Below are 13,516 nucleotides of genomic sequence, written 5' to 3' on the forward strand. Positions count from 1 at the left end.
TTCCCCCGATATAGATCGTTATATGGGGAAACCGTACAACGTCACGTGAGGGCGGCCAACTGGTCGGCGAACCACATCTCCGGGGGCATCGCGGTGGCCGCCCGGCGCAGGCGCGTGCACCGTTCGGCCCGTTCCTTGTCGGGCATGACCAGGCCCTCGTGCAGGGCGGCGGCGGTGCCCGAGACGTCGTAGGGGTTGACCAGGAGCGAGTCGGCGCCGAGTTCGGCCGCCGCGCCCGCCTCGCGCGAGAGCACCAGCACGCAGCGCGGCGACAGGATCGGCCCCTCTTTGGCGACCAGGTTCATGCCGTCGCGGATCGGGTTGACCAGCAGCACGTCGGCCATCCGGTAGGCGGCCAGCGAGCGCGGATAGTCGTCTTGCATGTTGAGGATCAGCGGGTCCCAGTCGTCGGTGGCGTACTCGTCTTCGATCTCCTTGGCGCAGCGCTGCACGGCCGCGGTGTATTCGCGGTATTCGGGCAGGTCGTGGCGCGAGGGGTAGGCGAAGGCCAGGTGGACGACCTTGCCGTGCCACTCGGGATGCTCGGCCAGGAACTCGCGGTAGGCGAGCATGCCGCGGACGATGTTCTTGGACAGTTCGGTGCGGTCGATGCGCACGATCAGCCGCCGGTCGCCCACCTGCTCCTTTATCGCCAGCATGTGCGACTCGACGTCGGGCTCGAAGGCGCGGGCCACCAGCGCGTCGCCGTCGACGCCCAGGGCGTGCACCCCGATCCGGGTGAGGCGGCCCTCGAACTCCACCGTCTTCGCCGCGCGGTCGACCCGGGCGTCGAGCACCGCCTCGCAGCAGTCCATGAACGCCGCCGCCCACCGGTCGGTCAGGAAGCCGGCGTGGTCGGCGCCCAGCACGCCCTGGAGGATCTCGGCCGCGATGCCGTCGGGCAGCAGCGAGAAGTACTCGGGCGGCGCCCACGGCGTGTGGGAGAAGTGGGCCACCCGCAGGTCGGGCCGGTCGACGCGGAGCATCGCCGGGGCCAGGGTCAGGTGGTAGTCCTGGATCATCACCTTCGCGCCGTGGGCCGCCTCTTCGGCCAGGGCCAGCGCGAACGCGCCGTTGTACTCGCGGTAGGACTCCCACTCGCGGTGGAACCGGGTGTCGAAGGTGGGCGCGAACGGGGTGTTGTAGAGCAGGTGGCTGACGAACCACAGGGTGGAGTTGGCGACCGCGTTGTAGGCCCGGTGGAAGACGGCGGGGGCGATGTCGAGCATGCGCACCGGCCCGGTGTCGTAGCCCGCGCGGTCGATGCGGCCCTCGGGGGCGAGCCGGACCGCGCTGCGGTCACCGTCGGAGAGCGCGGCGCAGATCCACAGGTGGTCGTCGCCCCGGGCCACTTCGGACAGCCCGGAGACCAGCCCGCCGCCGCCTCTCCGCATCGTCAGCGCGCCGTCATCCGAGAGGATGAACGAGACGGGCCCGCGATTGGAGGCGATCAGCGTTGAACTCACGGTGGGCACACCCCAGATGGCCGGAGGACTAAGAAAAGATGTCGTCGGCAATAGGATGTCAGGAAACCCCCGGCCGCCGAAGAATCGGGGCAGTCAATGCCGCTTGACGAGACCACCGAGGAACTGGCCCGCACCGCCGCCACCGGCGACCACGTCGCCCTCGGCGAACTGCTGCGCCGCGTCGAACCCGACGTGCTGCGCCACTGCGAACGCCTGCTTCCCTACCGGCAGGACGCCGAAGAAGCCTGTCAGGACACCCTGCTCGCGGTCGCCCGCAACATCGGCCGCTTCGAGGGCCGCTCGCGCTTCTCCACCTGGCTCCACATCGTGACCGCCAACTGCGCCCGCACGACCTACCGCACGCTCAAGCGCCGCTCGGCCGAGCAGTCGAGCGACGACCTGGCCGAGCAGCGTCCCGACCCCCACCGGGTCAGCGTGATCGCCGGTGCCCGGCTCGACCTGCTCGACGCGATCGAGGCGCTGGAGGCCGAGAAGCCCGACCTGGCCCGCGCGCTGGTGCTGTGCGACATCGTCCAGCTCGACTACTCCGACATCGCCGCGCAGCTCGGCATCCCGCTCGGCACCGCCAAGAGCCGCATCCACCAGGCCAGGAAGCACATCCAGGCCTCTCTTGGAGACGGATATCTCGGAAGATGAGACGCCGATTCGGACTCTGAGGAGCCCGGGGTACAGTTTTCAGGACAACTGAATATTTGCTCATCCAGAGGGGTGGAGGGACCGGCCCTGCGAAGCCCCGGCAACCCTTCCGACTCAACTCGCTACGTGGCGAGGCCGGTCGGAACAGGTGCCAATTCCGGCCTGTGATCAAGGCGGTCGCAGGCGAAGATGAGGGAAAGGCCTCGCTTCATGGCGCTTCAGCACGACTTCGGACCCGCCGTCGCCCTCTCCTGCCGCGAGTGTGGCGCCCGTTACGACCTCGGCCCGATCTTCGCCTGTCAGGACTGTTTCGGGCCACTTGAGGTGGCGTACGACTTCGGGACCGTCAGCCGCGAGGACATCGCCGCCGGTCCGGCCAACATCTGGCGTTACAAGGCACTGCTGCCCGTCCCGGCGAACGTCGCCGACAAGCCCAACCTCCAGCCCGGCTGGACCAAGCTCCACCGCGCCGGGAACCTCGGCGCCGAGCTCGGGCTCCGCGACCTCTACGTGAAGGACGACTCCGGCAACCCGACCCACTCCTTCAAGGACCGAGTGGTGTCGATCGCCGTTGAGGCGGCCCGTAACTTCGGGTTCACAACCCTTTCCTGCTCCTCGACCGGGAACCTGGCCGGCGCCGTCGGCGCCGCCGCCGCGCGGGCCGGGCTCGACTCGTGCGTGTTCATCCCGTCGAACCTCGAAGAGGCCAAGATCGTCGTCGCCAGCGTGTACGGCGGCAAGCTCGTCGGCATCGAGGGCAGCTACGACGAGGTCAACCGCTTCTGCTCCGAGCTCATCGGCGACCCGCTGGGCGAGAAGTGGGGCTTCGTCAACGTGAACCTGCGGCCCTACTACGCCGAGGGCTCCAAGACCCTGGCGTACGAGATCGCCGAGCAGCTCGGCTGGCGGATCCCCGAGCAGATCATCATCCCGATCGCCTCGGGCTCCCAGCTCACCAAGATCGACAAGGGCTTCAAGGAGCTCATCGCGCTCGGCCTGGTGGAGGACACCCCCTACAAGATCTTCGGGGCGCAGGCCGAGGGCTGCTCCCCGGTGTCGGCCGCCTACAAGGCCGGGCACGACGTCGTCCGCCCGGTGAAGCCCGACACGATCGCCAAGTCGCTGGCCATCGGCAACCCGGCCGACGGGCCCTACGTGCTCGACATCGCCCGGCGCACCGGCGGGGCCGTGGAGGACGTCACCGACCCCGAGATCGTCGCCGCGATCCGCCTGCTGGCCCGGACCGAGGGCGTGTTCGCCGAGACCGCCGGCGGCGTGACGGTCGGCGTGCTGCGCAAGCTCACCGAGGCCGGCGTGATCGACCCCGACGCCACCACGGTGGTCCTCAACACGGGCGAGGGCCTCAAGACCCTCGACGCCGTCCAGTCGGAGGCCCGCCCCACGGCCGTCATTCGTCCGTCGCTGGACGCCTTCCGTACGGCTTTCGCCAACTAATCTAACTGTTCGTTAAGGAGCGTCAACAATGAGTGTTTCTGTGCGGATTCCGACGATTCTCCGTACGTACACCGGAGGCGCGGCCGAGGTCGCCGGCGAAGGGGCGACGCTGCGCGAGGTGTTCGCGAAACTCGACGCCGACTACCCCGGCATCGGGGCCAGGATCCTCGACGAATCGGGCAAGGTGCGGCGTTTTGTCAACGTCTACGTCGGGGAAGAGGACGTCCGATTCTCCGAAGGTTTGGACACTCCAACCCCTGCGGGCGTACAGATTTCCGTGATCCCGGCCGTAGCCGGAGGGTGACCTTCCGCAGCCTTTCCCACACCCACGTACTCCTACAGTGCGTGGGTGTTTCTATGTTTACCTGCACTTCTATCGTTATCGAAGCTTAATGAGTGCTATGGCATATGGTGCAATTCTCAACCAACCAATCACTAACCGAAAAAGAAGCCCTCTCGCTTTGGGCGAACGACTACAAGTCAGGGGCCGATTGACTCTGTTGTCCCACGCCTTGCCATGTGTATGGTCGAGAACGATCGACGTAGCCGGGGAAAAGCGAGACGCGGACGGCCGTAGGCCGGTCGTGGCTCGCGCTGTGAACCTGCCTTAAAGGGCGTCACTGTTCCGGCGCGAAAGGTCACGGACCAGCGGTGGAATGGGCGGGTCCGTTGCCAGGCCCAGCAAGAGGAGTCGGAAAGTGGCGCAGGGCACCGTCAAATGGTTTAACGCGGACAAGGGCTACGGCTTCATCGCGGTAGACGGTGGTAAGGACGTTTTCGTCCATTACTCGGCAATCATGATGGACGGCTACAAGGCCCTCGAGCAGGGCCAGCGTGTCGAGTTCGACATCACGCAGGGACAGAAGGGCCCGCAGGCGGAGGCTGTCCGGACCGTCTGACCCCCAGACCTCGAACCTTTCGGCCCTCCCGCGTGAGCGGTCGAGAACGGTTCGGCTGTAACCAACCCCACCACCCCAGCGACCTGGAACCCGGCCCGCAGCCTGCGGGCCGGGTTTCTGCTGCCCGACCTGTTTGACCTGCCCCTCCTGGTCTTCGGCTTGCACTCGCGTAGGTAGAGTGCTAAACAGTTGGTTGGCACTCCCCGGCCGGGAGTGCCAACCAATACGGATCGAGGCGATGGGGCCTGCCAAGGGTGTGCGGGCCTTGCCGTCGCGGGCGTCGGCTCGGTCCCTCTTTTTCGAAGCCACCCTCTACTGGGAGGTCCAGCCTTATGGCAGCCAAGATGATCGCGTTTGACGAGGACGCCCGGCGCGGTCTCGAGCGCGGCATGAACCAGCTCGCCGACGCCGTCAAGGTGACCCTCGGCCCCAAGGGCCGAAACGTCGTGCTGGAGAAGAAGTGGGGCGCCCCCACCATCACCAACGACGGTGTCTCGATCGCCAAGGAGATCGAGCTCGAAGACCCGTGGGAGAAGATCGGGGCCGAGCTCGTCAAGGAAGTCGCGAAGAAGACCGACGACGTCGCGGGTGACGGCACCACCACCGCCACGGTGCTCGCCCAGGCGCTGGTGCGCGAGGGCCTGCGCAACGTCGCCGCCGGCGCCAACCCGATGTCCCTGAAGAAGGGCATCGAGGCCGCCGTCGAGCGCGTCAGCGAGGAGCTTTCGAAGCTCGCGAAGGACGTCGAGACGAAGGAGCAGATCGCCTCCACCGCCTCGATCTCCGCCGGTGACACCGAGATCGGCGAGCTCATCGCGGAAGCGATGGACAAGGTCGGCAAGGAAGGCGTCATCACCGTCGAGGAGAGCAACGCCTTCGGGCTCGAGCTCGAGCTCACCGAAGGTATGCGCTTCGACAAGGGCTACAACTCGGGTTACTTCGTGACCGACCCCGAGCGCATGGAGGCGGTCCTGGAGGACCCCTACATCCTCGTCGTCAACTCGAAGATCTCCGCCAACAAGGACCTGCTGCCGCTGCTCGACAAGGTCGTGCAGGCCGGCAAGCCGCTCCTGATCATCGCCGAGGACGTCGAGGGCGAGGCTCTCGCGACCCTGGTCGTGAACAAGATCCGCGGTCTGTTCCGCTCGGTGGCCGTCAAGGCCCCCGGCTTCGGCGACCGCCGCAAGGCCATGCTGGGCGACATCGCCACGCTGGCCGGCGGCCAGGTCATCTCCGAGGAGATCGGCCTCAAGCTCGAGTCGACCACGCTCGACCAGCTCGGCCGCGCCCGCAAGGTCGTCGTGACCAAGGACGAGACCACCATCGTCGACGGCGCCGGTGACGCCGAGGCGATCGCCGGCCGGGTCAACCAGATCCGCGCCGAGATCGACAACACCGACTCCGACTACGACCGCGAGAAGCTCCAGGAGCGCCTCGCCAAGCTCGCCGGCGGCGTCGCCGTCATCAAGGCGGGCGCGGCCACCGAGGTCGAGCTCAAGGAGCGCAAGCACCGCATCGAAGACGCCGTCCGCAACGCGAAGGCGGCCGTCGAAGAGGGCATCGTCCCCGGCGGTGGCGTGGCTCTGCTGCAGGCCTCGGCCAAGGCGTTCGACAAGCTGGAGCTGTCGGGCGACGAGGCGACCGGCGCCGCGATCGTGAAGAAGGCGCTCGAGGAGCCCCTGAAGCAGATCGCCGTCAACGCCGGCCTCGAGGGCGGCGTCGTGGTGGAGAAGGTCCGCAACCTGACTCCGGGTGAGGGCCTCAACGCCGCGACCGGCGAGTACGTCAACATGTTCGACTCGGGCATCATCGACCCGGCGAAGGTGACGCGCTCCGCGCTGCAGAACGCCGCTTCGATCGCGGCCCTGTTCCTCACCACCGAGGCCGTCATCGCCGAGAAGCCGGAGAAGAACCCGGCTCCCGCGGGCGGCGGCATGCCCGGCGGCGGGGACATGGACTTCTAGTCCATCCCGGAAAACAGATGAGGCGGTCCCCGTTGCCGGGGCCGCCTTCTTCTGTTCTACAGGTGCCTGACCCAGCGGCCCCATTGCTCCTGTCGCGTGTATCCCGTGCCCGACCACGCGGGATGGGCGTCGGTGTTGTCGTTCAGGACCATCGCGTCGACGCGGAAGGCGCCGAACGCCTTGAAGCGCTTCTCCGCTGCGGCGATGAGCTGCCGCGCGATGCCCTTGCGGCGGTGCTCGGGCGCGACCGCGAGCCGGTAGAGGTGGGCCCGCCAGCCGTCCCATCCCGCGATGACCGTGCCGGCGATGGCGCCGTCGAGTTCGTACACGAGCAGGGCCTCGGGGTCGCGCTCGATGAGCGCGACCACCTTCGCGGGGTCGTCACGGCGGTCGGTGCCCTCGGCGGCGGCCACCCAGAAGGTCAGGATCGCCTCGACGTCGGCGAGAGTCGCGGTGCGGATCGTGGTCACAGGGCCTCCGGGAGCGGCTTGGCGTGCACCACGGTCAGAGTGGTGACGGCTCGGGTCAGGACGACGTAGAGGCGGGCCATGCCCCTCGGTTCGGCGTCGACGATGTCGGCCGGTTCGGCGACCACGACGTGGTCGTACTCGAGGCCCTTGGCGAGGCCCGCCGGGACGACGAGCACCTTGGAGCCGTCGCCGTCGGGGCCCAGGACGGGAGCGCCGAGCGCGGTCGCGAAGGTCTCCGCGTCGGCGTCGCGGACGATGACGCCCACCGAACCCTCACCCGCGGCGCTCACGGCGTCTCTCACGCCTCCGATGACATCGGAGGTCTCCACCAGCCTCAGCGACCCCGCGCCCGGACGCAGCGAACGCGGCGCGGCCAGTTCGGGGGCGATGCCGGGGAGCAGGCGGGCGGCGTAGTCGAGCACCTCGCGCGGCACGCGGAAGCCGAGGGTCAGTTCCGTCACCAGACCCTCGGCGAAGCCGAGATGCGTCAGCACGGTGTTCCACGAGCGCGCCGACCACGGAGTGGTGCCCTGCGCGAGGTCGCCCAGGATGGTCGCCGAACCGGTCCGGCAGCGGCGGCCGAGGGCGCGCAGCTGCATCTCCGACAGGTCCTGCGCCTCGTCGACCACGAGGTGGCCGTGGGACGGGGTGCGGTCCATCAGGTCGGCGAGTTCGTCGAGCAGCGCTCCGTCGGCGCCGCTCCACTTCGCGCTCCTGTGGGACTTGTAGGGCTTCGTCCAGAGCAGCGCCGTCTGCTCCTCGGGGGTCAGGTCCTCTTTCGCGGCCCTGGCCAGGAACGTCGGGTCGGAGAGCAGCCGGAAGAGCACCTGCTCCGGCACCAGCTTCGGCCAGACCTGGTCGACGACGGTCTTGACCGGCTTCGAGCGCGCCACCGCGTCCTGCACCCGGTCGTCGGGGGACTCCCCGCGTCGTTCCATCTGGACGAGCACCTGGTGGGCCAGCCGCTGCGCCAGCGTCGCCCGCCCGGGGTTGTAGCGGGTGGTGCCGCGGAGCGACGCCACGATCTCGCGCACCTCGTAGTCGGCCACGCGGTAGCGGTTGGCGCCCTTGGTGACCAGCACTCCTTCGACCGGCTTCACCACGTGGAGCCACAGGGCGCGCTTCAGCACCCGGGCCATCCGCGCGTCGCCCTTGACCGCCGAGACGGCGGGTTCCTCGGGGTGGGCGTGGTCTCCCAGGATCCCCGCCACGGTCGTCTGGTCGACCTTCACCTCGCCGAGAGCGGGGAGCACCGAGGAGATGTACGACAAGAAGGCGCGGTTAGGGCCCACGATCATCACGCCGGCGCGAGACAATTTCTCGCGATGGGTGAACAGCAGATAAGCCGCGCGGTGCAGACCCACCGCGGTCTTCCCCGTGCCCGGCGCCCCCTGCACGCACACGGTCACGCCGAGGTCGGCGCGCACGATCTCGTCCTGGTCGGGCTGGATCGTGGCCACGATGTCGCGCATCGGGCCGGTGCGCGGGCGCTCGATCTCGTCGGTCAGGATGCGCGAGGGGCCGAGGTCGCCGCCGTGGGCCAGGTCCTCGTCTTCGAACGCGGTGAGCTCGCCGCCCTGGTAGCCGAACCGGCGGCGGCGGTCGACGCCCATCGGCTCGGCCGGGCTGGCCTGGTAGAACGCCCGCGAGACCGGCGCGCGCCAGTCGATGACGAGCGCCCGGCCGCCGCCGTCGTGCACGTGCCGGCGGCCGACGTACAGGACCGGCGGGAGGTCGTCGGCGCCGTCGCGGTCGAGGCGGCCGAAGAACAGCGGGGTGTCGGGGTGGTCGGCGAGCGCCGCGACGCGCTGGTCGAGCAGACCCTGGAGCACCTGCCGGGAGACCCAGTCACCGGCCATGTCCGACGACAGCGACTGCGCGTGCTCCCGCATGGCGCGCAAGGCCGCCCGCGACTCGTCGAGGTGCCGCCGCTCCTCCGCGAGGTCGTCGGCCGGGGGTATGTCGGGGGCGAGGGTGTGCTGGGGCATGACGGAGTGCCTCCTGCCGGAGTGTTTCGGGTGGGCGAACCGGCCAGCTTAGTCGGCAGTCCCGGCCAGGCCAAAAGGTTTATGGGCCGACTGACTCGCGTTGTGGCTGGGTAGGGCAGCAGAGGTGTTCCGTGGCCCGATCCCGCTCCCGCCCGCGCTGCCCGCCGCCGTCATGCTGCTGCTGGCCGCGCTCTGGGGGCTTTCCGTGTACGCGGGCTGGGGCCTGGAGGCGTTCTGCGCCAGCGGCGAACCGGCCGACGACTGCGGCGGCCGCATGGCCCTCGTGACGGCCGTCTCCTCGCTTTTCGCGGTCGTCGCGACGGCTCTCACGATCGGCGCGTGGCTGACGTGGCGCGCCCGTCTTCTCGTGTACGCAATCGCCGCATGGATGGGCGCGGAAGGCGTACTATTCGTCGGAGGTCTGGTCGCGCAGTAATCTCGCGAATACCCTCCGAAGTCTTAATCAATCGGTATGGGAAAAGCCCTAGAAAAGCGCGGCAAATTAGGTGATTGCCCAGGACAATGGGGGTATGCCCGAACTGGGCGTTGATGCCATCTTTGGCTGTGGGGGCCAAGGCACGAGGGGGTGATGCGGTTGTCTCGGGCCGACGGAATTTCGTGGACTTAAGTATGTTTTCTAAGTAGACCCGGCGGGAGTTGTCCCGCCGGGTCTTTTATTTACGTGAGGACGTCGTCGGCGTCGATGATCTGGTAGGCGTAGCCCTGCTCGGCCAGGAAGCGCTGCCGGTGGGCGGCGAAGTCCTGGTCGACGGTGTCGCGGCTGACGATGGAGTAGAACCGGGCGCCCCCGCCGTCGGCCTTCGGCCGCAGCACCCGGCCGAGGCGCTGCGCCTCCTCCTGGCGCGAGCCGAACGTGCCCGACACCTGGATGGCGACCGCCGCCTCCGGCAGGTCGATCGAGAAGTTCGCCACCTTCGACACGACGAGGACCTGCAGCTCTTTGTCGCGGAACGCCTGGAACAGCCGCTCACGCTCCTTCACCTTGGTCTCGCCCTTGATGACCGGCGCGTTCAAATGCTCGCCGAGTTCGTCGAGCTGGTCGATGTACTGCCCGATGACCAGGATCTGCTCCCCGGCGTGCTTCTTCACCAGCGCCTCGGTGACGCGCAGCTTCGACGGAGTCGTGGCGGCGAAGCGGTAGCGCTCGTCGGTGTCGGCCATCGCGTACGCGAGCCGTTCGTCGTCGCGCAGGGTCACCCTGACCTCGACGCAGTCGGCCGGGGCGATGTAGCCCTGGTTCTCCATCTCCTTCCAGGGCGCGTCGTAGCGCTTCGGGCCGATGAGGGAGAACACGTCGCCCTCGCGGCCGTCTTCGCGCACCAGCGTGGCCGTCAGGCCCACCCGGCGGCGTGCCTGGAGGTCGGCGGTCATCCGGAAGATGGGGGCGGGCAGGAGGTGCACCTCGTCGTACACGACCAGACCCCAGTCGCGCGCGTCGAACAGCTCCAGATGCCGGTAGACGCCGCCGCGCTTGGACGTCATCACCTGGTAGGTGGCGATGGTGACCGGGCGGATCTCCTTCTTGGTCCCGGTGTATTCGCCGATCTCGTCTTCGGTCAGGCTGGTGCGCTTGATCAGCTCGGTCTTCCACTGGTGCACGCTCACCGTGTTGGTGACCAGGATCAGGGTGGTCGCCTGCGCATGGGCCATCGCCGCCGCGCCGACGATCGTCTTGCCCGCGCCGCAGGGCAGCACGACGACGCCGGAGCCGCCGTGCCAGAACGCGTCGGCGGCCTCCTTCTGGTAGGGCCGCAGCGCCCAGCCCTCTTCGGTGAGGGCGATCGGGTGGGCCTCGCCGTCGACGTAACCGGCCAGGTCTTCGGCCGGCCAGCCGAGCTTCAGCAGCAGCTGCTTGATGTTGCCGCGCTCGCTCGGGTGGACGGCCACCACGTCGCCGTCGAGCCGCTCGCCGATCATCGGCTGCACCTTCTTGGCGCGCAGCACCTCTTCGAGCACGGCTCGGTCGGTGCTGGTCAGCACGAGCCCGTGGACGGGATGCTTCTCCAGCCGCAGGCGGCCGTAGCGGGCCATCGTCTCGGCGACGTCGACCAGCAGCGCGTGGGGGACGGGGTAGCGGCTGAACCCGATGAGGGCGTCGATCACCTGCTCGGCGTCGTGCCCGGCGGCCCGCGCGTTCCAGAGGGCGAGCGGGGTGATGCGGTAGGTGTGGACGTGCTCGGGCGCGCGCTCGAGTTCGGCGAACGGCGCGATGGCCCGTCGGCACTCGTCGGCGCGCTCGTGGTCGACTTCCAGCAGCAGGGTCTTGTCGGACTGGACGATGAGCGGCCCGTCGTTCACGGGTGGTGCCCCCTAATCAGTTGACGTCGGCGACGCCGGTGATCCGGTGGAGTACGAAGCGGTGGATGGCCGCCCTCGTCTCGTCGTACGCCGTCAGGTAGCCACCCTCTATTCTCGCGGGTTCGAGGATCCGGCTCGTGGCCTGACCTTGTGAGTCTAGGTAACCGATCCAAACCCGGGAGCCCTGCTTGATGGCCTCCTGGAGCGCCGAGATCGTCGCCGTCGCCGGGGTGCGGGGCACCGCGCCGCTCGGTTCGCCCACCGGGACGGGCCGTGACAGCAGCGCGTGGTCACCGGCCCGCAGGGCCCGGATCGCCGCCGTGACCACTTCGGCCTCGGGGGCGACCAGCCCGTTGACCTGCCGGACCGGCTGCGCCTCGGTGCGCCGGGCATCGGCCCGGGTGATCAGCACGTCGCCTTCGAGCGACTCGGCCACCGGGGCGTAGCCCATCGCGCGCAGCGAGTCGAGCATGGTCGCCCGCGACGCCTTGGACACCAGCACGGTCGGGGCCAGCCGCCGCATGCGCAGCACCCCGGCCCGCCGGTCGGCCAGCAGCTCGTCGAGCACCGCCGGGTCGTCGCAGCGCAGGTAGGACGACGCCGACCCGACCCGCAGGCGGCCGTGCCGCCGGGCGACGTCGGTCACCAGGTAGGACAGCGGCTGCGGCACCGGCGTGGTCGAGTGGCGGGCCAGCATCGCCAGGATCTCCTCCGCGCTCTGGCCGACGTCGAGCACCCGCCTGATCGAGCCCTCGGAGAACCGGTAGACGGTCGCGCCACCCTTCGACTCGACGTCGGCCGCCAGCCCCAGCCACCGGTCGAGCTCGCCGGTCAGCGGCCCGGGGGCGACGGCGGTCAGGTCGGCCTGCAGCACCACGTGGTCGACCGGTTCGGGCAGCAGCGGCGCCAGCAGGTCGGCCGCCTTGACGCCGGTGAGGACGGCCCTGCCGTGGGGCGACATGACGCCGAGTCCCGTCAGGCCGACGACCTCGGCCTCGCGCAGCGCGAACTCGGTCAGCCGGGCCAGGTGGGCGCCCCTGCGGCGGGGGCGTTCCCAGGTCAGCCGGGCCAGCACCGACTCCTGCGAGGGCGCGAGCTCGGTCGCCGCGACGACCGTCAGCACCCGGCGGCGGATCTCGGCGGCGGCCCCTCGGCGCAGGTCGGGATGGAGCACGTTGAGCAGCCGGTCGCGGTCGTCGCGGGCGCCCGCCAGGCCCGGCACCCGGTCGAGGCCCAGCCAGGCCCGCGCGACGGCCTCCCAGCGGTCTTCGGTCTGGCGGGCCCGCCACAGGTCGTAGGAGAGCGTCGGCAGCCACTCGGCGTCGGCCGGGCCGCCGGCCGCGATCAGCCCGGCCGCGTGGGCGACCTCGATGACCAGGGCGGCCGTCCATTCGGGCACGTCGAGCTGCTGGGAGGCGCGCCGCAGGTCGCGGATGGCCAGGCCGCCCGTGCGCAGCACCCCCGGCGGGTCGACGCTCCAGATCTCGCAGAGCTCTTCGACGGCCCGTACGAAGCTGAAGGCCTGACCGGCGGCGGTGCGCGAGGCGAGGTCGGCGCGGCGGGTGGCGCCCTCCAGCGGCGGCGGGACCGGCGACAGGTCGCGGTGGAGGCGGTCGTCGCGGAGCACCAGCCCGACCTCGCGCGGCAGCGTCACGGTCTCGTCGCCGATCGCGGCGAGCAGGCCCCGGGCCAGCAGCTGCTCGATGGGCGACTGGGCGGTCTCGACCGACACCTCGCGCCGGGCGTTGGGCACCCGCCCCGACGGCGGCCCCCAGGCCAGCTCGTCGAGCGCGGCGCGGGCCTGCGGCCCGACCTGCGCGATCAGTTTCCGGACGGCACGGGGATCGGCCAGCGTGATCGCGCGCTCGTCGTGGCGGAAGACCCGGTCCGCCGGCTGCCCGAGCCCGGCGGGCGGGTCGAGCGCCTCCTGTACGCCGGGCGCGAGCCGCCGCTCGTCGTCGACCAGCGCCATCTCGGTCAGTGTGGCCAGCGCTCTGGTGATCGCCTCGTCGGTGCCGGGGGCGTCTTCCGTGGCCCGGTGGATGGCCGCCGACAGCTCGCCGGGCGGGAAGACGACCAGGGTCTCGGCCACCGCGAGGGTGAAGCCGTCGAGCCGGTCGAGGGCCCGGCCGACCGCGGACGGGGTGCCGGCTCTCGCCGCCAAACCCGGCACATTCGCCGGAACCGGGGTGATCAGCTCAGGTCGGGACATGGCGAGGACGCGCAGTTGCTCGTCGCTCCTGCTGCGCAGCCACTCCGTGAACCCGTCGCTCATCCTTTCCATCGTAGGAGCTCGCA

General features: G+C 69.7%; 11 protein-coding genes and 1 riboswitch. Of the genes, 6 read left to right on the forward strand and 5 right to left on the reverse strand.

Annotation, left to right across the window (positions count from 1 at the left end):
* Positions 1–41: 41 nt before the first annotated feature.
* Complete coding sequence (locus FDA94_RS26915; protein WP_137249871.1) at positions 42–1,466, reverse strand: alpha,alpha-trehalose-phosphate synthase (UDP-forming); 1,425 nt, start codon at positions 1,464–1,466, stop codon at positions 42–44.
* Positions 1,467–1,562: 96 nt separating this feature from the next.
* On the opposite strand from FDA94_RS26915, the gene FDA94_RS26920 reads away from it, so the two are divergent.
* The 5 genes from FDA94_RS26920 to groL all read left to right on the forward strand — a co-directional run bounded on the left by FDA94_RS26920 (position 1,563) and on the right by groL (position 6,441).
* A complete protein-coding gene (locus tag FDA94_RS26920; RefSeq protein ID WP_061299589.1) occupies positions 1,563–2,123 on the forward strand; it encodes an RNA polymerase sigma factor in 561 nt (186 codons plus the stop codon).
* A 57-nt stretch (positions 2,124–2,180) separates the two neighbouring features.
* Positions 2,181–2,319: riboswitch (SAM riboswitch) on the forward strand.
* Positions 2,320–2,333: 14 nt separating this feature from the next.
* Positions 2,334–3,578, forward strand: a complete 1,245-nt coding sequence (gene thrC, locus FDA94_RS26925; RefSeq protein WP_246060174.1) for a threonine synthase — start codon at positions 2,334–2,336, stop codon at positions 3,576–3,578.
* A gap of 28 nt (positions 3,579–3,606) precedes the next feature.
* Complete coding sequence (locus FDA94_RS26930) at positions 3,607–3,882, forward strand: MoaD/ThiS family protein (RefSeq protein ID WP_137249873.1); 276 nt, start codon at positions 3,607–3,609, stop codon at positions 3,880–3,882.
* Between the two features lie 394 nt (positions 3,883–4,276).
* Positions 4,277–4,477 carry a cold-shock protein gene (locus FDA94_RS26935; protein ID WP_030452168.1) on the forward strand — a complete coding sequence of 67 codons (201 nt, stop codon included), beginning with the start codon at positions 4,277–4,279 and terminating at the stop codon, positions 4,475–4,477.
* 332 nt (positions 4,478–4,809) lie between these two features.
* On the forward strand, positions 4,810–6,441 hold the full coding sequence (gene groL / locus FDA94_RS26940; RefSeq protein ID WP_137249874.1) for a chaperonin GroEL: 1,632 nt from the start codon (positions 4,810–4,812) through the stop codon (positions 6,439–6,441).
* Between the two features lie 56 nt (positions 6,442–6,497).
* On the opposite strand, the gene FDA94_RS26945 is transcribed toward groL, so the two are convergent.
* Positions 6,498–6,911, reverse strand: coding sequence for a GNAT family N-acetyltransferase (locus tag FDA94_RS26945; protein WP_137249875.1), 414 nt, complete (start codon positions 6,909–6,911; stop codon positions 6,498–6,500).
* Entirely contained in the window at positions 6,908–8,899 is a 1,992-nt protein-coding gene (locus FDA94_RS26950; RefSeq protein ID WP_137249876.1) for a HelD family protein, read from the reverse strand. Before FDA94_RS26950 ends, FDA94_RS26945 begins: the two co-directional genes overlap by 4 nt.
* Before the next feature lie 124 nt (positions 8,900–9,023).
* Here FDA94_RS26950 and FDA94_RS26955 point away from each other — a divergent pair, with 124 nt between their 5' ends.
* A complete protein-coding gene (locus FDA94_RS26955) occupies positions 9,024–9,335 on the forward strand; it encodes a hypothetical protein (protein WP_137249877.1) in 312 nt (103 codons plus the stop codon).
* Positions 9,336–9,577: 242 nt separating this feature from the next.
* On the opposite strand, the gene FDA94_RS26960 is transcribed toward FDA94_RS26955, so the two are convergent.
* Positions 9,578–11,218, reverse strand: a complete 1,641-nt coding sequence (locus FDA94_RS26960; RefSeq protein WP_137249878.1) for a DNA repair helicase XPB — start codon at positions 11,216–11,218, stop codon at positions 9,578–9,580.
* Positions 11,219–11,234: 16 nt separating this feature from the next.
* The gene (locus FDA94_RS26965; RefSeq protein ID WP_137249879.1) at positions 11,235–13,493 is read right to left on the reverse strand and encodes a helicase-associated domain-containing protein; all 2,259 of its coding nucleotides are present in this window, start codon (positions 13,491–13,493) and stop codon (positions 11,235–11,237) included.
* Between the last annotated feature and the right edge of the window lie 23 nt (positions 13,494–13,516).

Source organism: Herbidospora galbida, assembly GCF_005233835.1.
Taxonomy (GTDB): domain Bacteria; phylum Actinomycetota; class Actinomycetes; order Streptosporangiales; family Streptosporangiaceae; genus Herbidospora; species Herbidospora galbida.

Excerpts from the sequence above, each read along its gene's own strand:
- FDA94_RS26920 (WP_061299589.1), top strand. The coding sequence starts at position 1,563 with ATGCCGCTTGACGAGACCACCGAGGAACTGGCCCGCACCGCCGCCACC.
- thrC (WP_246060174.1), top strand. The coding sequence starts at position 2,334 with ATGGCGCTTCAGCACGACTTCGGACCCGCCGTCGCCCTCTCCTGCCGC.
- FDA94_RS26930 (WP_137249873.1), top strand. The coding sequence starts at position 3,607 with ATGAGTGTTTCTGTGCGGATTCCGACGATTCTCCGTACGTACACCGGA.
- groL (WP_137249874.1), top strand. The coding sequence starts at position 4,810 with ATGGCAGCCAAGATGATCGCGTTTGACGAGGACGCCCGGCGCGGTCTC.
- FDA94_RS26950 (WP_137249876.1), bottom strand. The coding sequence starts at position 8,899 with ATGCCCCAGCACACCCTCGCCCCCGACATACCCCCGGCCGACGACCTC.
- FDA94_RS26965 (WP_137249879.1), bottom strand. The coding sequence starts at position 13,493 with ATGAGCGACGGGTTCACGGAGTGGCTGCGCAGCAGGAGCGACGAGCAA.